This window comes from Paenibacillus sp. USHLN196, from assembly GCF_037144955.1.
In the GTDB taxonomy this organism is placed as follows: domain Bacteria; phylum Bacillota; class Bacilli; order Paenibacillales; family Paenibacillaceae; genus Paenibacillus; species Paenibacillus xylanexedens_C.
On the sequence record NZ_JBBCYH010000015.1, the window covers coordinates 157,097 to 176,940 of the forward strand.

Consider the following 19,844-nt stretch of genomic DNA (forward strand, 5'->3'; position numbering starts at 1 on the left):
CGGTTCCCGTACGAACGACAAGTGATTGAATTTGTTTCTTCATTCTTATGTATTATTGCCGTTATTTGCTGAAATAGAAGGAAATTTCATGAAAATATAAATTTTATCGCGCTGCTACGTCAAAAATGTTATTGCTTAATTAAGAGAAACTCTGTAATCTATTGAAAGTTTGTGTTTCGGAAAAGGAGATGAAATTCATTGCAACGCGAAATTCAGGTTAATCAAAAGATGCCACTCGGCTCAGGTTCACTGCTTAGCCTTCAGCATTTGTTCGCCATGTTTGGCAGTACGGTGCTTGTACCGAACCTGTTCGGTGTCGACCCTAGTATGATATTGCTGATGAACGGAATTGGAACCCTGTTGTACATACTGATGTGTAAAGGAAAAATCCCCGCCTATTTGGGTTCCAGCTTTGCTTTTATTGCTCCTGTCACGATGGTATTAAAAGAACATCCAGAGAACGGTTACTCGATGGCTCTTGGCGCCTTTATCATAACAGGTATTGTTTTCTGTCTAGTAGCTCTCATTGTGAAATATGTCGGAACAGGCTGGATTAACGTGGTATTCCCACCAGCAGTTATGGGTGCCATCGTTGCTTTGATCGGTCTGGAGCTTGTACCTGTTGCAGCTGGTATGGCCGGATTGATTAATTCCGATTCGGTAGCTAATCCCAACTGGGTTCCTCAGGCGAAACCTATTATACTCTCTATGGCCACGCTCGGGATCACTGTCATTGGTGCCGTAACATTCCGTGGATTCCCCAAAATCATTCATATTCTAATTGGTATTGTAGTGGGTTATATCCTTGGTTATTCTATGGGTCTGGTTGATAAACAGGCTATTGGAAACGCTGATTTCCTCTCACTACCAACCGTGACTACACCTACATTTGACTGGTCTGTTGTCTTCACCATTTTGCCTGTAGCACTTGTGGTTATCGTAGAACATATTGGACATTTACTCGTAACAAGCAGCATTGTAGGCAAAGATCTATCCAAAGACCCTGGCCTCCATCGTTCCCTGCTTGGTAACGGCGTATCTACCATATTGTCCGGGTTTGTAGGATCAACCCCGAATACAACCTATGGTGAGAACATCGGTGTTATGGCTCTGACTCGGGTATACTCCACATATGTTATTGGAGGCGCAGCGGTTATTGCAATTGTACTCTCCTTCTCAGGAACATTCTCGGCGCTTGTAGCCAACATTCCTGTACCCGTTATGGGTGGCGTATCCCTGCTTCTGTTCGGGGTAATTGCGGCATCCGGTCTGCGTATTCTGGTTGAACAGAAAGTCGACTTTGCCAAACCAACCAATCTGATTCTCACTACACTTGTACTGGTCATCGGACTGAGTGGTACAGAAGTTATCTTCTACGGCGTTCATCTGAAAGGAATGGCTCTGGCAACCATTGTCGGAATTCTGATGAGCTTGTTGTTCAAGTTGTTTGAAGTGCTGGGTTGGTTGAATGAAGACTCCAGAAAACAGCCTATCACTGAAAAAACACCTGATTAATTCAATAGCAGACACATCAAAAAGCCTGTTCTCCCACACCTTTACGGTTGGAAGAACAGGCTTTTTGATAATCATTAATGCTGTATATTATTTCCCGGGAAACGGGGAAAGCAATTCATGTTTCATCACAGCAGTGCATATGGAGATTTAAGCTTAATAGTTCATCAATGTGAATACATCGATTTCAGGCAATTTAGAACGACCGTTCAGATCAGACAGCTCGATCAGGAAGGCAGCACCAACAACTTTTCCGCCCAATTGTTCAATCAAATTGATGGAAGTAGCAATCGTCCCACCCGTTGCGAGCAAATCATCTGCGATCAGGACATTTTGACCTTTCTCAATCGCATCTGTGTGCATAGCGAGTGTATCCTTGCCATACTCGAGATCATAACCGACTTCAATCGTCTCTCCAGGCAGTTTTCCACTTTTGCGAATCGGAGCAAAGCCGACACCAAGAGCGTACGCCAGAGGGGCGCCCACAACGAAACCACGTGCTTCAGGTCCAGCAATGACATCAATTTTGAGATCAGAAACCATCACTTTCAGTTCATTGATCGCATTGCGGTACATTTCTCCATCTTTCAACAATGTCGTAATGTCCTTAAAGCTGATTCCCGGTTGTGGAAAGTCAGGGATGACACGAATATAATCTTTAAAATCCAAAATAATCTCCTCCTAAAATAAATACACAAACTTCCATCTAAGATACGCCCTTCATCCGGGATATCATCCATTGTGTCAGTTGCGGCGTGGATGCATCCAGCATCACCTGTTCTGTCTCGGCCATGCTTTCGAGCGCCTGATAATGACGTGAAGCGGTTAGTTCACGTTTAGGCGGGTTATCCACAAACGCAATTTTGCCGTTATCACGGGTAATGAAGGATAGCTCTTCAAATACATCCAACATCATTGTTATCATGCGCGGCGAACAACCACACTGACGACTGAGCACAGGAGTAATCTCTTGTTCCTCCACGGGTTCAGCTTTCCATTTCAACACCTGCATATAAATACGCTTGAAGAGTTCTCTGGAAGGCATCTGAAGGCGATCTCGGCGGTTGCCTGATCCGTGCAGAAGGATGATATTCTCTGCTCCACTGAACAAAGCCAGCATGGCATCAAGTTGTTCCGGGGTTTCCGGCGTATCAAACACAAATAACGTCCGGACTTGTTCCTGTCCATAATGCTGCGCAGCAGCATTACACGGAAATAACCCGACCTTTCTATCATATACCCAAAGGCAAGGTTCATACAATGAATTTCCCTCGGAAACATCGGTTTCTTTCCGAACAATAGCACCTATAGAACCTGATTTGTATCGCAGATGCACCTCAAGTGAGCTCAAGAATTGCTTCATCGCATTCAATGGCTCGGTATTACCGCGCAAATCAAACACCTGGACCTGAGGAACATGGATGTCCTGAAGCATCAATTGAGGTTTTCTCATCCCATTCCACTCATTGACGGACAGTTCTCCCATCACATCAATTACGGTACCTGGGAGAAGAAACTCTGCTAATGCTCCCTTGCCAAATGCGACAGTTTCCAATTGCTGACCATCTTGTTCAAGCACCAGTTTCAGGTGGCGCTTCTCTCGTCCCATCGTTCTGGTTTCCTTCACAGTCACGCTTCTCAACACAAACCGTGGCGAAGGATTGCTCATCCCAAAAGGTTGCAATCGGTCGATCTCCTGGATCACTTTCAGCGGAACATCACTAATTCTGCATTCATCATCCGCAAGACGCTGAGGTACAAAGTCCTCTTCGGTCAACACGGTTGCAGCAAACTCATTCAAGCCCGCCTCAAGTTCTTCCAGTTGATCCCGATGCAGGGTCATCCCTGCAGCAGCCGGATGTCCCCCGTAATGATCCATGGTGTGTTTGTTGACTGTGAGTGCCTCATAGATATCCAAGCCCTCAATGGAGCGCGCAGAGCCTTTGCAGACACCACTCTCTGGATCAATCCCAAGAATAAGTGTAGGTCTGTAATAGCGGTCCAGTAATTTGGAAGCCACAATACCAACCACTCCGACATTCCAGCCCTCACCGGCCAATACGATTACATCTGGAACTGATCCTGAACGAAGCTGTATCTTTTGTTCCAACTGTGCCGTTGCTTCTTGTAATATGCCCTCTACGACTTGTTGCCGTTCCCGATTCAATAGATCAAGCTGACCGGCTAGCGTATGAGCTTCATCCAGATTCTCGGTTGTGAGCAGCGACACCGCTCGCCCCGCATGGTCCAAACGTCCACTGGCATTAATACGTGGTGCCATGGCGAAGGCAATATTAATCGAAGTCACCTGGCTCTGATCTACACCACTAATTTCAAGCAATGCACTTACACCGGGAAGACGTGAGCCGCGCATGGATTCTATTCCATAACTGACGATAACCCGATTTTCACCTTCCAAAGGCATCAGATCGGCAACGGTACCGATGGCGGCAATCTCCATCCATTCACCAGGCACTTCCCCGATTAATGCCTGAGCGAGCTTCAAGGCTACTCCAGCTCCTGCCAAACCTTTAAAAGGATACGGACAGCCTGGAAGTTTCGGATTAATAAGTGTAAAGGCTTCGGGCAAAATTTCAGGTGGTTCGTGGTGGTCTGTCACAATGACCTCGATGCCCAGCGTTGCCGCATAGGCAATCTGTTCAACAGCACTGATTCCGGTATCCACGGTAATAATCAATGAAACGCCTTGCTGATGGGCCCAATCCAACGCATGGTTGTGCAAACCATACCCTTCATTCGAGCGATGAGGGATATATATATCATACGAGGCCCCAAGATGACGCATCAGGTGGATCATCAGCGATGTACTGGATACGCCATCGGCGTCATAGTCCCCATAGATTAAAATATGTTCTTCCCGCTCCAAAGCCAGCTTGATTCGAGGGACAGCTTCATTCATGCCGAGTAGCAGATAAGGATCATGCATCTGATTCAGATCAGGATGCAAAAAACGTTCGGCCTCCTTCTCATTGTGCACTCCTCGACTCACAAGCAAACGTCCAACAAGAGGTGAAACGGAAAGCGCCTGCGAGAGTCCCGCAGCCGCCTCCAAATCGATATTCGGTGTATTCCACCGGTATTGCGAATAAAGCAATGATAACGCTCCTTTCCTGATCTACTGGACCCGCGCTTCACTACTGAATTAATGTCGCTTCGTGATCGGGCAGTTCATGATTGGATTTATAAGGATAGCCTGGATCATAAGGTATCGCTTGAATCTGTACTTCTTTCACATGACTAAAACGGGTTAGCAGTAGTGTCTTCGCCCGATTAGCAATCTCCTGTGCTTCCAGTATTGAAATCCTCGGATTCACACTAATGACCAGCTCAATCGTAACATCATGTTCCTGTTCCCTTGCAACCAAGTGCTCAATGGTAATGATGCCATATACCCGCTGTACGGTCTCTTTGAAATCTAACGCTTCTTCCTGCTCCAGTTCCTGAACGAGTGAACCATAGACTGTGTCCACAATCATTCTGTAACCCTTGTGAAGCACAAAACAGGAAGCAATCAACGCAGCCGTGGGGTCAAGGTAGAGCAGCATGCTCAGACCTGTCTCTTCACCCGTCATCGAACCGATAATACCGATTAATACGGTGAGCGAGCAATAGAGTGCACGACGATGTTGCTGTGCATATGCCAGCGCCTGAGACTGGTTTCGTTTACGGAAATATCTGTACTGAAATTGAAAAATTGCTTCCTTCACAGCGAGAGCTGCTACAGCCACCAAAAGCACCGACTTCCCGGGGGCTTCAGGTTCACTTCCGGACAGACTCCCCAATGCGGAGATGGCAAGCTGCAAGCCGCCCATAAGGATCAGTACAGATAACAATACCGAAATTCCCGGTCTGGCAACACGGGAGTGTTCTTTAAAGCGTTCCCTGCGTGCCTTGCTCTTATGGCGTACAGACTTGGAGGGAAAGAGACCAGCCAGGGCAGAACCAGCTTCAGAAGCAGAATACAAGCCGTCTGCGAGCAACGATTTGCTGTTTGCCATATAACCGACCCCAGCCTTGATCACCGCAAGTCCCATATTACCAGCAATACCGCTCCATGTGGCAGCTTGAGCAGATGGGATATGTTCTCTGGTCATGAATATTCCCCCTTAATTCTGTACATAAAGTTGCAAAACCGCGCCTGGCAGACGCGGCTTCACATTACGATGTTTAGTTAGATTCTTTAGCCACTGTTTTTGGCTTGTTAACTTGTTTACCTTTGAGCGTGAACCATAATGGTGCTGCAATAAAGATGGAAGAATATGCGCCGAAAAATGTCCCGATGACCATCGCAAGCGAGAACATGCGAATGGACTCTCCACCAAAAATAAACAAACAAAGTGATGCAGCAAACACCGTAAACGTTGTATTCAGTGAACGGGTCATTGTTTGTGACAAACTACGATTGACTACCTCACGCAAGTCAGCTTTGGATGTCTTTTTGGCGAATCGCAAATTCTCACGAATCCGGTCAAAGATAACAATCGTATCATTGATGGAGAATCCGACAATAGTAAGTACAGCAGTAATAAAGGTCAAATTCACTTCGAGACGGAAGAGAGAGAATACACTTATGACGACAAAAGCATCATGGAATATGGAAACGACCGCGGCTAAAGCGAAGCGCCATTCAAATCGAATCGCTACATAGATCATGATCCCGATACTCGCAATAAGTACCGCGTAAATGGCGTTGCGTTCCAATTCTTTGGCCATCTCCGGATCAACGGTATTTACTTCATATGAAGCCGTTGCATCCAATTTGGTGAACTCTTGCTTGAACTTACTTTCTTGATTCTCATCCAGTTCTTTGGAAAAGCGGACATTCACTCTGTCTGAACCCGGAGTAATCGTAACGTCACCCTCGTTCACACCGATATCCTTGACAATCGGATTAATCTGCTCAGCAGTAATCGACTTGGATACACTGATATCTACATTGGAGCCTGCGCGGAAATCAACCGCATAATTCAATCCCAGAGACAAGAGACTAATAATACCCGCAATTGTCAAGATGATGGAAAACGTATAGGCAATCTTACTGCCTTTAACATAATCAAAATTCCAATTAAAGCGCACGAATTTCACTCTCCTTCACTCCGAAGTACTTAGGCTTCTTCAACACGTTACCCCGTACAAGCAGGGTCAACAGGAAGCGGGAGAAGAAAATATTCGTGATAATACTGGTGACAATGTCAAAGATCAGCACAAGTGCAAACCCTTTAACCGCACCTGTTCCCAAGAAGAACATAACCGAAGCAGCAATAATGGTAGTGACATTAGAATCAATGATCGTACGGAAGGAATGTTTACCACCCGCTTTAACCGAAGACAAGATCGACTTGCCGCTACGCATCTCTTCCTTAATTCGTTCGTAGGTGATGATATTGGCATCTACGGCCATTCCTATACCCAAGATAAATGCTGCAATCCCTGGAAGGGTAAGTACGAACTCTCCCATATAGAAGATCGCAAGTACTAGCCATGTATGTGCGATCAAGGCGAAACTCGCAATAATACCAGGAATACGATAAAGCCCAATCATGAACACTAGAATAATAACGGAACCAATTAATCCCGCTTTAATAGTCTGATCCAGAGAAAGCTTACCGAGTGTTGCACCAACACTTTGTGAATACTTCTCTGTAAGTTTCAGTGGCAATGCACCCAGGTTAATGGTGTCACGAAGCTGGTTTGCCTCATCACGTGTGTAGGCACCCGAAATCTGAGCGGAACCATCTGTCAACTGTTGTCTAACGGTTGGAGCAGAGAGCAACTCATCGTCCAAATAAATAGCGAGAGGTTGTCCGATCAAACGTTTGGTAATCTCGGAAAATTTGGCTTTGTCTTTCACTTGAATGTCAATCATAGGCTCATTCAATTGAGTGAACACAACTTTGGCTGCATTCTCAACAAATTCATTTCCGCGAAGCTCAATTTTCGTGTATTCGCCTTCCTTGTCATTCTCAGCTTTACTACGGAAGGTCAAAACGGCTGGTTCTTTCATTTTGGCTCTAACTTCAGCCTCGTCCGTAACCCCTGCCAACTTCAAACGAATCCGGTTGCTTCCTTCAGTGGTTACCTCCGGTTCGCTTGTTCCGAGCGCATTGGCGCGGCTTTCAAGACTCTTGGCTGTTTGCACCAGTGATGCTTTGGTGACTTGTTGTCCCTCATCGAGCGGCTCTGCTTCATATAAGATCTCGTAGCCTCCCTTTAAATCAAGGCCCAAGCGTATATTTTTGAGCAGCTCCGGGCTTGTTCCCACCATTACCCCTGTGGTGACAAGCACGACCAGAATGAAACTGATAATTCTTTTCATGCCGTTCCTAGATCCCCTTTCGTTCTCAATATTCCTATTATAGCGATGCCGTAAAAAGCAGTCAATTTTCAACAAAAAAGATCCCTTTCGTCTAGAAAGAGGACCCCCGGTATGCAGACACGGTCATAAAGTTCATAAAGCTTGTTGCTTTCAGTGACAAAATGTCGTTCACCAGCTGGTGAAGCGGTGGAATGCCCTGTTTTTCATATTTATGACTGACGCAATTCCAGACATCTTTGCTGGTGACATATTCGTAACCGACAAGCCTTAATTCCTCTGCCTTGCTACGGCAGAGCATCTCTATTGACTGTTCCAACTCCACATCATTCATTTCTTCCAACGGGGAGCCTCCCTTCGTACATCAAAGCCTTAATGCGGCATCAATATTACATCATTCGACTTCGCCCGATCATATTCCTTCTTGCTGGTTATGGTTCTTTTTGTTAATCGTGTCCAAGTTGTCATGAGAAGATAAAGGACTGGCATAGGATGAAGAACAACGGCTTTGTCCCGTTTATGATGATAACCTGTACTTTCAACCGGGAAAGAGGGGTAGTCTTGAAGAAACAGACATTTATCCAGGGGGCCATGATCCTGCTCGCGGCAGGCATAATTAATCGAATACTTGGTTTCATCCCGCGCATTGCGCTGCCACGAATCATCGGTGCAGAGGGTGTTGGCATCTACCAATTGAGCTATCCCTTTTTTATCGTACTGGTGACATTAATTACGGGTGGTATTCCGCTCGCCGTAGCCAAGCTCGTAGCTGAAGCTGACACCGGTGCCAATCGTTATTCCCCCCAGCGCATCCTGCAAATAAGCTTAAGCTTCACCCTGACGCTTGGCGTAGTATTCATGTTTTTGTGCATTATATTTGCCCCATGGGTAACCAAGTACGTGCTCACCGATGAGCGGGTGTACCATACGTTCGTTAGTATGAGCCCCATGATTGCCATTATCGCCGTATCTGCCGTGTACAGAGGCTACTTCCAAGGCAAGCAAAACATGATGCCTACTGCCATTTCATCCATTGTTGAAACCATCATTCGCATCATCTGTGTCATCTGGTTTGCCTGGCTTCTCCTCCCCCACGGTATTGCCCAGGCTGCTGCTGGTGCCATGCTGGGCGCACTCGTCGGAGAATTCGGCGGTATGCTTGTCTTATTGTGGAAGTACAGCAGACAGAAGAAAGAGTTACCGCTAGCCAAACATCAGAACATGTCCAATCTTTCAAGCAAGCCTATAACCGCAGGAAACCCAGTTATGAAAAATACAGATACTACGCAGACCGGATTAATTCGGCGTTTACTTGCGATTTCTGTTCCCGTTACGGCAGGTCGATTGGTCGGCTCCCTCTCCTACCTGGCTGAAACCATTGTTACTGCCCAGAGTCTTGCTCTGGCAGGCATATCCAAAGGACTTGCCACAGCACAGTATGGTGCACTACAAGGTATGATTATCCCTTTGCTACTGCTGCCAGGCGCATTAACCTCATCCCTTGCGACATCACTTGTACCTTCACTGTCCGAAGCTTCTGCTCAGGGTGATCGCGCACTGATACACAAAAGAATGCATCAGGCGTTACGCTTGGCACTCGTGACAGGTGCTCCGTTTTCTGTGTTTATGTATGTGCTTGCCGAACCGATGTGTCTTGTTCTGTATAATGATGCATCGATCGGAAGCATGCTGAAGCTAATGGCTCCTTTTGCTTTGTTCATTTATATTCAAGCTCCTCTTCAAGCTGCGTTGCAAGCCCTTGACCGTCCAGGTAAAGCACTGCTGAATACATTTATCGGTGCTGTTATCAAAATCACCTTGATTTTAACGCTCGCTTCCCAGCCCGAGTATGGCATCTTCGGTGCGATTATCGCTATCTGTGTGAATTCTACTGTGGTTACCCTATTACATGCCCAAAGCGTACGTAAACTGCTACAGTTCCGCTTCAAGATCATGGATTGGGTCAAAACGGGGGCCGGAATGTTTATCATGGGAGCAGCGACCCTGCTGGTATACGAAGAGACGGTCATGATATTGCCTTTTTGGGTCCGAATGCTTCTCGCGCCTTTCGTCGGGCTTATCGTTTATTTTATCGTTATGGGCTGGACCAAAATGATTGACTTTCATGATTTGACCCGTGCTCCTTTTATAGGTTCATGGTTCAAACGTCGGTCAGGCAAATGATATTCATTTTTTATCATCTTTTGGACTTACATACACTTTGCCATTGTGGTCGATGGAGCATATAAATACATCCTTGAAATCCAGAATTCCATTATGCTGGATCTGATTTTTTAGCCAAAATCTCGTTTTCTGGATGAGTTCCAGATTCTGATCCTGGACTTTACCGTCCATAATCAGAGGCAATGGCAGACCTTCATATTTGATATTTGGAAGTCCGTCGATTTTATTTTTCCCTGCTTTGGATTTACTGGAAGAAGACCCTTGTGAGTCAGAGTCCGAAGAGCTACTGTCATTAGAAGCATTCTGATCTTTTGGAAAAACGGTCAGCTTCCCTGTGGTCTCCAATATTGCGAAATCAACCTCACCAATACTATCTACATTTTGTTCTCGGAGCTGTAATAACAGATCATCCAGGTTATATCGCTGTTTGCGCATCTCATCCCGATGAAGAACGCCTTTGGAGATCAATACGGTAGGTTTGCCATCAATCATCAAGCGGAGTCTCCGGCTCTTCAAACCGACAAAGGCCATTCCGATTTGCACAATGATAACCGTCAGCATAGGTACAATGCCATGAGACAAAGGTTTATCTATATCTTCAATGACAAAGGCAGCCATCTCAGCGAGCATAATCGACACGACCAGATCAAACATGGATAGCTTACCGATCTCGCGTTTGCCCATAACCCGTATAGCACAATACACAAGGAAGTACATGAGAATGGTTCGAAAGATATGTGATCCGACATCTGGGAAGTTCACAACAGGGGTCCTCCTTCGAAACTGAGTTTATACAGTTAGCTGTAGTGCAATCCCTATTTTGGCCTGAACCTTACATGCTCATGCAGAAATAATCCGTTCATTTAATGGAAATTCAGTTCATAAGTCCAAAGGCTTGACCATACACTGTATTAACTTATAACTTGTACAAGGGGGTTGCTTCATGCAATTGATCCGCCGCTTGGTTTCGTTTCGAGTGTCCAATCCGATTCTGTCAGGCCTCTGTCAGGCTTTTGTATGGATGTTTATCGGGGCATTAATTCTCTCCTTGTTTCTCTGGATGAGCGGAATGCGGGAACAGGACCTCTCGCTCTATACCTATGTTGTTCATGGCTTGTCGTTATTGGTTGGTGGTTTTGTCGCAGGGAAACGCTCTGGTGAAAAAGGATGGTACTACGGAGGCATTACCGGAATCGTATATGGACTCCTTGTGCTGTTGATCGGATTTCTCGCGCTGGATGCTTCGTTTAATTGGAAAGATAGTTTACAACTACTCAGTGCCTTCTTCATTTCAGCTCTCGGTGGCATGTTCGGCGTTAACACGCATCGTTCCTAATTCACTGGTGAAGTACATCGACCTTCCCTTATCAAAACAAAAAGAGAACCGATCTCCAGGGAGACCGGTTCTCTACTAGGGAATACGCCACAAACGCACCCTCGTTATTCTATGTTACAGTAACTATTCAACAGCCGTGTCACGAGCTACAGCCGTGCTGATTGCATTACGGTCAAACGTAAGCTTAGTTACATCGTTTACACGCAATACAACCACATCATCCGTAATCTCAGCGATCGTACCGTGAAGGCCACCAATCGTTACAATTTTATCGCCTTTTTTCAATTGGCTCAGCATGGAATTCCGTTGCTTTTGCTTTTTGTTCTGTGGACGAATCATCAAGAAGTAGAAAATTGCAACCATGAGTACCAAAGGTACGATCAAAGATACAATTCCGCCACCTGCTGGTGTTCCTGTTAAAGGCATTCCCTGAAACATTCAAACTCCCCCTTATCGACTATGCATACAGATATTGCTTGTTACGCCAGTTCCCTTAAAACCTCAATTAGAAACCTTTGTCATTGTCATGAAGACCATATTGATCGAAAAATTCATCCCGGAAATCAAGCAAACGATCTTCCATAATGGCTTTACGTACATTACGCATCAAATTCTGCAAGAAATGAAGATTATGGATCGTCGTCAAACGCAGGCCAAATGTTTCATCTGCTTTGATCAGATGACGCAGGTAAGCTCTGGAATAGTTGCGACAAGTATAGCAATTACATTCAGGGTCAAGTGGCCCAAAATCAGTTGCAAACTTGGCATTGCGAACTACCAGTCGTCCCTGGCTGGTCATCGTTGTTCCGTTACGGGCAATCCGAGTAGGCAGAACACAATCGAACATGTCCACTCCACGAATTGATCCCTCAATCAACGCATCAGGCGAACCTACCCCCATCAAATAACGTGGTTTATTGGACGGCAACAAAGGTAATGTGTAATCCAATACACCATACATCAAATGTTTCGGTTCTCCAACACTCAGTCCACCAATAGCATACCCCGGGAAATCCATGGAAGTCAAATCTGCGGCGCTCTGACGGCGAAGATCTTCATGCATGCCTCCCTGTACGATGGCAAACAGACCTTGGTCATGCGGACGAGCATGACTTTCGAGACAACGTTCTGCCCAACGGCTCGTTCTCTCGAGTGATTTTTTTACATATTCATATTCAGCCGGATACGGTGGGCATTCATCGAAAGCCATCATAATATCGGAGCCAAGTGCATTCTGAATTTCCATCGCCACTTCAGGAGAAAGGAACTTCTTGTCTCCATTCAGATGGGAACGGAAGTGAACGCCTTCTTCCGTAATTTTGCGCATCTCGCTAAGAGAAAACACTTGGAATCCGCCGCTGTCCGTCAGAATTGGACGATCCCAGTTCATGAATTTGTGCAATCCGCCAGCTTCACGAATGATTTCATGTCCTGGTCTCAGAAACAAATGATAGGTATTACTCAAAATAATTTGAGCATCCATTTCTTTCAACTCTTCAGGGCTCATTGTTTTGACGGTTGCCTGTGTACCTACAGGCATAAAGGTTGGTGTCTCAATAATACCGTGAGGTGTATGCACACGCCCTAGACGTGCACCGGATTGTTTACAAGTTTTGATATGTTCATACGTAATTGCTGCCATTGGTTTTAATCATCCTCTAAAAGTTAATCGTTATATTAATATATCAACATGGCATCGCCGAAGCTGAAGAAACGGTATTGCTCTTGGATAGCTTCCTCATATGCCTGCATAATATGTTCTCTGCCTGCAAGTGCACTAACCAACATAACCAACGTGGATTTCGGAAGATGAAAATTCGTAAGCATCCCATCGATTACTTTAAAGGAGTAGCCTGGATAGATGAAAATACTCGTCCATCCGCTGCTTGCTTGCAGTACTCCATCTTCAAATTTGCTCCCTACCGTTTCCAAAGTACGGCAACTCGTTGTGCCAACCGCAAAAACGCGGTGTCCATTCTCTTTGGTCTGGTTAATCAGGTCTGCTGTTTCTTGTGACAAGGAGTAATACTCCTCATGCATGACATGATCTTCTACAACGTCGACCGACATCGGTCTGAACGTTCCCAGTCCTACGTGAAGCGTAATGAAGGCCACATTAACACCTTTGGCACGAATCTGATCCAACAATTCATCCGTAAAGTGCAATCCCGCTGTAGGTGCAGCCGCCGATCCTTCATGCTTGGCATATACAGTCTGATACCGCTCGCGGTCATCCAATGTCTCTTTGATATAAGGTGGCAAGGGCATCTCGCCCAGACGGTCCAGAATCTCCTGGAAGATTCCATTATACGTAAACGTAAGTTTACGGGCCCCCATCTCGCCCTCTTCATCTATGGTTGCCTTTAGTTCATCACCGAATACGATAACGGAACCAGCTTTCAGCTTTTTACCCGGCTTAACCAGAGCTTCCCATGTGTCGCCTTCGACATTCTTAAGCAATAACACTTCAGCTTTGGCTCCGGTATCTTCTTTTGTACCGAACAGACGGGCTGGGAGAACACGTGTATCATTCAGAATCAGTGTATCGCCAGACTCCAGAAAGTCGATTATATCAGGAAACGTTTGATGATTAATCTCACCACTATCTTTGTTCAAGGTAAGCAACCGGGATGCCGTGCGATCAAGCAACGGCGTCTGTGCAATCAATTGCTCTGGTAATTCAAAATCATATAAGTTCACATTCATTTTAGTTTCATTCCTTAACAATAGTCGCATTTTGATAATAGTGTTTCAATATTGCCTGGTAATCATACCCTTCATCTGCCATGCCTTTGGCTCCCCATTGGGACAAACCCAATCCGTGACCATTGCCCTGACCGATAAACATGAAGGTCTGACCCTGCGTTACCGCTCTCGCTTGACCATCACCACTCATAACCACAAGTGCATTACCGGATGATGTTCCTGTGCCTGAGGAAGAAAGTACAGAGGCACCCTTTGAGCCGGTTTTACTGGCTGTTTTGCCGTCAGCGCCTAATACAGTATAACTTCCGGTCCCTGCAATATCAAATAATGTGCTCGGTAATCCACCGAGCGCAGAGCGGTATGTATCGGCATATTTCACCGTCATAGCCTGTCCGTTGGCAGTGACTTCAAGTGCTCTTCCGGAAGGTCCACGCTTGGTTACTTCCAAGGTTGAGATTGAAGCAGGAACAGACGCTGTCGTTTTACCCTGAAGGGATTTAACCAACTGGGCAGACGTGAAAGGTCCTCTCACCCAAGCATAATCGTTGGATTGAGCCACTTTTGCCAGTACAACAGCTTCGTTGCCTGGATTCATTTTGGCTACAGGTTCCACAGTGGATTGAATTAACGGAATGGGACGCACATTGGTATTCTGAGCCGTTACCGTCACTTTCGCCAGTCCCGCATCGGTCTTGGTCGTTAATTCTTTGATGTTATCCTCACGGATGTACCCGCTAACGCCTGAATTGAGCAGCACATGGTACCATGTATGTAATCCTGTCTGGGCAGAAGTATCTCCCGAGCTAACCACATTAGTGAACACACCTGCTCCGCCGTTCCATACCTCAGAAGGATGAGCTGTCTGGCCGCCCGCATTGGAGGAGAACACCGCTTCGACGATTTTACCACCGCTCTTGACCACTTCTCCAGCCGTTGCATCCACTGCGCTGGTTACTTTATCATTCTCCGAACCAATCCCGTTATAGGCTTGGCTAAGTGTCGTATCCACGACATTGGCAATTTTAAAGCGTTCCCCCTGTTGAAGCGCGTAAGATCGAGCAGCTACGGCTTGAACTTTCAAAGCCTCAGCAGGCCAAGAAGAATACACCTCTGCCCCTACGACAGAGTAAAGGTACTGCTCCAGTGGTACAACATTGACCAACGCCAGGTCACCACTCACGATGCTGATTTCCATATCTCCACGATACGTTCGCTGGGAACGTTCCACTACTTTGATCCCATTGCCGTTTCCTTGTACCAATGCTTTGGATTCACTACCTGCAATCGTGTAATGCGGAGCTGTTTTGAGTGTATCCATACTTAATCCTGCATCCTGACGGATAATTAGCCCTGCACTATTGTTGACAGGTGTAAGGCTTACCCCCGGAGCTTTGGTTTCCACACTGTTCTTCAACACAGATAATTCCGCATCCGTTGAAGCTTCACCAACCCATACCGCATAGGCTTGACTTCCCCCATTCAATTGAAGGACTGGATAAGCACTAACTCCTGTTGCTAAAAGGTTGGCTTGTGCTGCCTCGGCTTCCTGAATCGAACCATAGGTTCCAGCAGACAGGCGTTTACTTCCTGTTACAGCTGGCTTTTGACCAGCCAGTTGAGCTGCTGCTACCTTCTGTACCCGTGTAACAGCTTGTCCAGCCAGTGCCTCTGTTGCGTAGTTACCCGTGTAGAGCTGGTAGATGGTATTACCATTCAGAGTAGTTGTGAACAGCAACGGTTTATCCGCGGTTGCCTGCAACAACTTTGCTGCTGCAGATGCTGCCTTAAAGTCCGATGTTTCCAACACCTTCACTCGGAATCCATCAGCACTGAAACGTACCTGCCCTGCCGGAAGGCTTACATTTGCCCCACTCTCTGATTGGATACTCCATTGTCCCGTCGATTCAAGCGTAATGAGTGGTGTAGTTGATTTATACGTACTGCCCAGATTCGCAAACATGGCTACCCGGATCGTCTGTCCATCATTTCCTGCTGCATAAGCAGGCACTTGCAGACAACCCACTGTCAAAAGAGCTGCCGCCAGTACCTTCAATCGACGACTCCACTTCTTCGTTCGTATTGCTTTTCCCACAATCAGACTCCTCTCCATGCATTTCCTTCACTTTATATCGGGTTAACACGTAATTATTTCAATGGTTGTGGTGAATATTCAACCGGCTCGATTATTTGCTGTCTCTTGGTGGAACCGGCAGACCCAAGTGATGATACGCAAGATCTGTCACGATCCTACCTCTTGGTGTACGCTGAATCATACCAATCTGAAGCAGATACGGTTCGTAGACATCCTCGATGGTCTGGCTTTCTTCCCCGATTGTAGCGGCGATTGTATCCAGTCCTACAGGGCCTCCCCGGAAGCTGTTGATCATGGATTTGAGCATCTTATGGTCAATCTCATCCAGGCCACGCGGATCAATCTGGAGACGTTGTAGCGCTTCTTCTGCCAGTGTCTGTGTAATAATCCCGTCACCACGCACCTGTGCAAAGTCGCGTACTCGTTTTAACAAACGGTTCGCGATCCTCGGTGTCCCACGGGAGCGCAATGCTATCTCTTCTGCAGCATCGCCGACGATCTCCACACCCAAAATTTCAGTTGAGCGTGAGACGATATAAGCCAGCTCATCAACCGTGTAGAATTCCAAGCGACTGATAACACCAAATCGGTCTCGAAGTGGAGCAGACAGCAAGCCAGCACGGGTTGTAGCCCCAATCAGAGTGAATGGTGGCAGATCCAGTCGAACGGAACGTGCACTTGGACCTTTACCAATCATAATATCCAATGCGGAATCTTCCATAGCCGGGTACATGACTTCTTCAACGGTACGATGCAGACGATGAATCTCATCAATAAACAAGACATCGCCTTCCTGCAGATTGGTTAACAATGCTGCAAGATCACCCGGGCGTTCAATGGCTGGACCTGATGTAGTACGTAAGTTAACGCCCAATTCGTTGGCAATAATATTGGCAAGTGTTGTTTTACCAAGTCCAGGTGGTCCATATAACAAAACGTGATCCAATGCCTCATTACGAAATTTGGCAGCTTCAATATATATCTTTAAATTTTCCTTCACCTGATTCTGCCCGATATATTCATTCAGATACCGGGGACGAAGGCTCAACTCAACATTTTGGTCCTCCATCATCAGGTTCGCGGAAATAATCCGATCATCCATGTTCATCCCTACCTTTTTTTGCAGGCTACAGCTATATTATAATATGCAATTTGTATTATCCCGTAAACAGCATTTGTAGCGCCTTTTTCATCAACACATCAACGGAATCCGCTGTAGTAACATCCTTTTTCAATTTGAGCCATACTTTATCAAGCTCACTGTCAGTATACCCAAGTGCCTTGAGACCTTCACGTGCCTCATCCCAGGCAGAACCACTTCCCGACTCTTCCGATGGAGGAGCGAACAAACCTGTTGCATACGCTGCGGCGCCAAAGCTATCCAGCTTATCCTTGAGATCCAGGATCATGCGTTGTGCAGTCTTCTTGCCGATGCCTGGCAATTTGGTCAAGAACGTAAGATTCTCCTGGTAAATCGCCGTAACCACATGTTCTGGTGTACCTCCAGCGAGTATGCCCAGAGCCACTTTTGGACCAATACCAGATACTTCAATCAGTTTACGGAACAACCGCTGCTCATCCCGTGTAACAAATCCAAACAGCAACATCGCATCCTCACGCACATGATGGTGAGTGTACACGGTAATTTCGCCTTCTTGCTTCGCAAATGCAAATGGATTCGGACAGAATACGCGATACCCCACACCATGAACATCCAGCACAATATAATCATTCTCTACATGAATGAACTGTCCTCTTAGAAAATCAATCATTTTCGCAATACCTCATTCAACTTGGAATTTAATGTATAAGAGTGCGCGTGGCACACGGCTACAGCCAAAGCATCCGCTACGTCATCTGGTTTAGGAACGACCTGAAGACGCAAAAACATTTTGACCATCTCCTGTACTTGCTTCTTCTCCGCTTTACCGTACCCAACAACGGCCTGCTTGATCTGCATTGGCGTATACTCTGCAATAGGCAAACCCTTCTGTGCGGCAGCAAGTACCATGACGCCTCTGGCCTGACTGACTGACATCGCTGTTGTAACGTTCCGGTTGAAAAAAAGTTTCTCCAGCGCTACTGCGTCCGGTTTGTATTTATCAATTAATTGCACCATACCTTCATAAACGTGAAGCAACCGCTCCTCTTCAGGGGTATGAGCTTCCGTCTGAATACATCCATATTGTACGGGTACCACCTTACTGCCGATTTTATCCACAAAACCAAAACCAACAATCGCAATACCCGGGTCAATTCCCAAAAAACGCAAAACCATCTCTCCCTCACAAAAGCGAACATATGTATCGTTCATTTCATTATAACAAAAGATAGACCCTGCGGCAGGAAAAACTTTGTCTAACTGATTACTCGCCTTTAATCGTGAATTTTTTACATGTTATTTCGAATTTCCAAGTATTTCGGTTCAAACGACAAAAAGGACATCTCTTCGATGTCCTTCATCATATTTCACGTATTTTGTTGAGTGTTGTCTTATAATCCTTACCCGCCATTGCGGATTAAATGATGATCTTCATCTACTGCATAGTCACTGAACGTAGAGATCACACTGTCATACTCGTCTTTATCCTGAATCCGAATGCCCTGCTGCAATTGCTCCAGTACTCCTTCAGGCAAAGAACTCTCCAACGTCCCAACATCCAACTGAAAGAACGTACGAATGACCTTCTCTTCTGCTGGCTTACCCTCATACAAATTAAGATTACCTACAGCATCTATGCTGATATACGCCTGCTCTTTACATAGCGGTGATAGGTCATCTACACGTTGCTTCAAATGCAGCTCATCTGATGTTCCAATGGTGGCATCCCATTCCGGATGCTGAGCCAGCAGCATCTTCAACTGTGGTCTAGCCATTTTGCCTAACTGCTCTGTTTCCACTCCACAGATGTACTGCGTTTCCAAAACTACACTCGTTAAATGATCTGGATCAGAATTCAGTTGCTCCATGAGTACTTGGATTTCCTGTTCAGATCTTGTTTCCTGCGTAACAGGTCCCATCACAGTGGTTGCTTCACTAAAATCAGTCGTCAGCAAACGCTCAATCGTAGATGAGATAGGCAAGCCACTGTATGCCAGTATCGTTACTGCAAGCAAAGCCGTAGTCATCCATAGTGTTCGTTTCCAGCGTCGCCAACGTCTCTTGAATTGTTTTCTGAAGTTAAACGTGTTCACATGAACCCCTTCTATCACTTTTTAACCCTATTGTGACCTAAAAAACGGGGCTTTATGCAGAACTAACTTGTCCTGTGAAGAGGGAAACTCCATGTGTTATGTTAAAGTGCATATTGTAATAGTATCCGACTTGTACTTATCGTAACTTATAAAGTAAACATAAAAAAAGTACTATCTAATTATAGATAGTACTTTTTCGAGATCGGGATGACACGATTTGAACATGCGACCCCCTGGTCCCAAACCAGGTGCTCTACCAAGCTGAGCTACATCCCGTTATATATACCGGCGAGAGGACTCGAACCTCCACGGTTTCCCACTCGATTTTGAGTCGAGCGCGTCTGCCATTCCGCCACGCCGGCAAATTTGAAGTTATAATGGCGCGCCCTGAGAGATTCGAACTCCCGGCCTTTTGATTCGTAGTCAAACGCTCTATCCAGCTGAGCTAAGGGCGCAAATATTGGAGCGGAAGACGGGAATCGAAC

18 protein-coding genes and 3 tRNA genes are annotated in these 19,844 nt (G+C 46.0%); 3 read left to right on the forward strand and 18 right to left on the reverse strand.

What is annotated here, in order from left to right:
- Window positions 1-198: 198 nt before the first annotated feature.
- Window positions 199-1,515, forward strand: coding sequence for a uracil permease (gene uraA, locus WFI24_RS28260; protein WP_336765258.1), 1,317 nt, complete (start codon window positions 199-201; stop codon window positions 1,513-1,515).
- Between the two features lie 153 nt (window positions 1,516-1,668).
- Here uraA and WFI24_RS28265 read toward each other — a convergent pair whose 3' ends face one another.
- The 6 genes from WFI24_RS28265 to WFI24_RS28290 form a co-directional block, all read right to left on the reverse strand.
- Window positions 1,669-2,181, reverse strand: a complete 513-nt coding sequence (locus WFI24_RS28265) for an adenine phosphoribosyltransferase (protein ID WP_145324024.1) — start codon at window positions 2,179-2,181, stop codon at window positions 1,669-1,671.
- Window positions 2,182-2,218: 37 nt separating this feature from the next.
- A complete protein-coding gene (gene recJ / locus WFI24_RS28270) occupies window positions 2,219-4,627 on the reverse strand; it encodes a single-stranded-DNA-specific exonuclease RecJ (protein ID WP_336765260.1) in 2,409 nt (802 codons plus the stop codon).
- 40 nt (window positions 4,628-4,667) lie between these two features.
- Window positions 4,668-5,627 (reverse strand): cation diffusion facilitator family transporter, encoded by a 960-nt coding sequence (locus WFI24_RS28275; RefSeq protein ID WP_336765262.1) that lies wholly within the window; start codon window positions 5,625-5,627, stop codon window positions 4,668-4,670.
- 73 nt (window positions 5,628-5,700) lie between these two features.
- Window positions 5,701-6,609, reverse strand: a complete 909-nt coding sequence (secF, locus tag WFI24_RS28280; protein WP_336765264.1) for a protein translocase subunit SecF — start codon at window positions 6,607-6,609, stop codon at window positions 5,701-5,703.
- Window positions 6,599-7,849, reverse strand: a complete 1,251-nt coding sequence (gene secD / locus WFI24_RS28285) for a protein translocase subunit SecD (protein ID WP_336765266.1) — start codon at window positions 7,847-7,849, stop codon at window positions 6,599-6,601. Before secD ends, secF begins: the two co-directional genes overlap by 11 nt.
- A 91-nt stretch (window positions 7,850-7,940) precedes the next feature.
- Window positions 7,941-8,180 carry a post-transcriptional regulator gene (locus tag WFI24_RS28290; protein ID WP_036617497.1) on the reverse strand — a complete coding sequence of 80 codons (240 nt, stop codon included), beginning with the start codon at window positions 8,178-8,180 and terminating at the stop codon, window positions 7,941-7,943.
- 227 nt (window positions 8,181-8,407) lie between these two features.
- Between WFI24_RS28290 and spoVB the strand changes: the two genes are divergently transcribed.
- Window positions 8,408-10,030 (forward strand): stage V sporulation protein B, encoded by a 1,623-nt coding sequence (gene spoVB / locus WFI24_RS28295; protein WP_336765268.1) that lies wholly within the window; start codon window positions 8,408-8,410, stop codon window positions 10,028-10,030.
- Window positions 10,031-10,033: 3 nt separating this feature from the next.
- On the opposite strand, the gene WFI24_RS28300 is transcribed toward spoVB, so the two are convergent.
- The gene (locus tag WFI24_RS28300; RefSeq protein ID WP_442956275.1) at window positions 10,034-10,747 is read right to left on the reverse strand and encodes a YetF domain-containing protein; all 714 of its coding nucleotides are present in this window, start codon (window positions 10,745-10,747) and stop codon (window positions 10,034-10,036) included.
- A gap of 226 nt (window positions 10,748-10,973) precedes the next feature.
- Between WFI24_RS28300 and WFI24_RS28305 the strand changes: the two genes are divergently transcribed.
- Window positions 10,974-11,366, forward strand: coding sequence for a TIGR04086 family membrane protein (locus WFI24_RS28305; RefSeq protein ID WP_017686772.1), 393 nt, complete (start codon window positions 10,974-10,976; stop codon window positions 11,364-11,366).
- Between the two features lie 123 nt (window positions 11,367-11,489).
- Here the strand turns inward: WFI24_RS28305 and yajC are convergent, their stop codons facing one another.
- From yajC to WFI24_RS28360, 11 genes are all read right to left on the reverse strand, one after another.
- On the reverse strand, window positions 11,490-11,804 hold the full coding sequence (yajC, locus tag WFI24_RS28310; protein WP_336765272.1) for a preprotein translocase subunit YajC: 315 nt from the start codon (window positions 11,802-11,804) through the stop codon (window positions 11,490-11,492).
- A 67-nt stretch (window positions 11,805-11,871) separates the two neighbouring features.
- Window positions 11,872-13,008, reverse strand: a complete 1,137-nt coding sequence (gene tgt, locus WFI24_RS28315; RefSeq protein ID WP_336765274.1) for a tRNA guanosine(34) transglycosylase Tgt — start codon at window positions 13,006-13,008, stop codon at window positions 11,872-11,874.
- Window positions 13,009-13,043: 35 nt separating this feature from the next.
- On the reverse strand, window positions 13,044-14,072 hold the full coding sequence (gene queA, locus WFI24_RS28320) for a tRNA preQ1(34) S-adenosylmethionine ribosyltransferase-isomerase QueA (RefSeq protein ID WP_145324039.1): 1,029 nt from the start codon (window positions 14,070-14,072) through the stop codon (window positions 13,044-13,046).
- Between the two features lie 7 nt (window positions 14,073-14,079).
- Window positions 14,080-16,182: a SpoIID/LytB domain-containing protein gene (locus tag WFI24_RS28325; RefSeq protein ID WP_442956273.1), complete on the reverse strand. Its 2,103-nt coding sequence runs from the start codon at window positions 16,180-16,182 to the stop codon at window positions 14,080-14,082.
- A 73-nt stretch (window positions 16,183-16,255) separates the two neighbouring features.
- Window positions 16,256-17,266 (reverse strand): Holliday junction branch migration DNA helicase RuvB, encoded by a 1,011-nt coding sequence (gene ruvB, locus WFI24_RS28330; RefSeq protein WP_145324043.1) that lies wholly within the window; start codon window positions 17,264-17,266, stop codon window positions 16,256-16,258.
- Window positions 17,267-17,321: 55 nt separating this feature from the next.
- Window positions 17,322-17,936, reverse strand: coding sequence for a Holliday junction branch migration protein RuvA (ruvA, locus tag WFI24_RS28335; RefSeq protein ID WP_036616866.1), 615 nt, complete (start codon window positions 17,934-17,936; stop codon window positions 17,322-17,324).
- Window positions 17,933-18,436 (reverse strand): crossover junction endodeoxyribonuclease RuvC, encoded by a 504-nt coding sequence (ruvC, locus tag WFI24_RS28340; protein WP_017686765.1) that lies wholly within the window; start codon window positions 18,434-18,436, stop codon window positions 17,933-17,935. Before ruvC ends, ruvA begins: the two co-directional genes overlap by 4 nt.
- A 230-nt stretch (window positions 18,437-18,666) precedes the next feature.
- Entirely contained in the window at window positions 18,667-19,359 is a 693-nt protein-coding gene (locus WFI24_RS28345; RefSeq protein ID WP_336765281.1) for a BofC C-terminal domain-containing protein, read from the reverse strand.
- A gap of 202 nt (window positions 19,360-19,561) precedes the next feature.
- Window positions 19,562-19,635: transfer RNA gene (locus WFI24_RS28350), tRNA-Pro, on the reverse strand.
- Between the two features lie 7 nt (window positions 19,636-19,642).
- Window positions 19,643-19,721, reverse strand: a tRNA-Leu gene (locus tag WFI24_RS28355).
- Between the two features lie 16 nt (window positions 19,722-19,737).
- Window positions 19,738-19,814, reverse strand: a tRNA-Arg gene (locus tag WFI24_RS28360).
- Window positions 19,815-19,844 lie beyond the last annotated feature (30 nt).

What these genes read in the sequence shown, in the direction of transcription:
- secD (WP_336765266.1), bottom strand. Translation starts at nt 7,849, where the DNA reads ATGAAAAGAATTATCAGTTTCATTCTGGTCGTGCTTGTCACCACAGGG.
- ruvB (WP_145324043.1), bottom strand. Translation starts at nt 17,266, where the DNA reads ATGGATGATCGGATTATTTCCGCGAACCTGATGATGGAGGACCAAAAT.
- WFI24_RS28300 (WP_442956275.1), bottom strand. Translation starts at nt 10,747, where the DNA reads ATGTACTTCCTTGTGTATTGTGCTATACGGGTTATGGGCAAACGCGAG.
- WFI24_RS28290 (WP_036617497.1), bottom strand. Translation starts at nt 8,180, where the DNA reads ATGAATGATGTGGAGTTGGAACAGTCAATAGAGATGCTCTGCCGTAGC.
- WFI24_RS28325 (WP_442956273.1), bottom strand. Translation starts at nt 16,182, where the DNA reads ATGGAGAGGAGTCTGATTGTGGGAAAAGCAATACGAACGAAGAAGTGG.
- queA (WP_145324039.1), bottom strand. Translation starts at nt 14,072, where the DNA reads ATGAATGTGAACTTATATGATTTTGAATTACCAGAGCAATTGATTGCA.
- WFI24_RS28305 (WP_017686772.1), top strand. Translation starts at nt 10,974, where the DNA reads ATGCAATTGATCCGCCGCTTGGTTTCGTTTCGAGTGTCCAATCCGATT.
- yajC (WP_336765272.1), bottom strand. Translation starts at nt 11,804, where the DNA reads ATGTTTCAGGGAATGCCTTTAACAGGAACACCAGCAGGTGGCGGAATT.
- ruvA (WP_036616866.1), bottom strand. Translation starts at nt 17,936, where the DNA reads ATGATTGATTTTCTAAGAGGACAGTTCATTCATGTAGAGAATGATTAT.
- tgt (WP_336765274.1), bottom strand. Translation starts at nt 13,008, where the DNA reads ATGGCAGCAATTACGTATGAACATATCAAAACTTGTAAACAATCCGGT.
- WFI24_RS28275 (WP_336765262.1), bottom strand. Translation starts at nt 5,627, where the DNA reads ATGACCAGAGAACATATCCCATCTGCTCAAGCTGCCACATGGAGCGGT.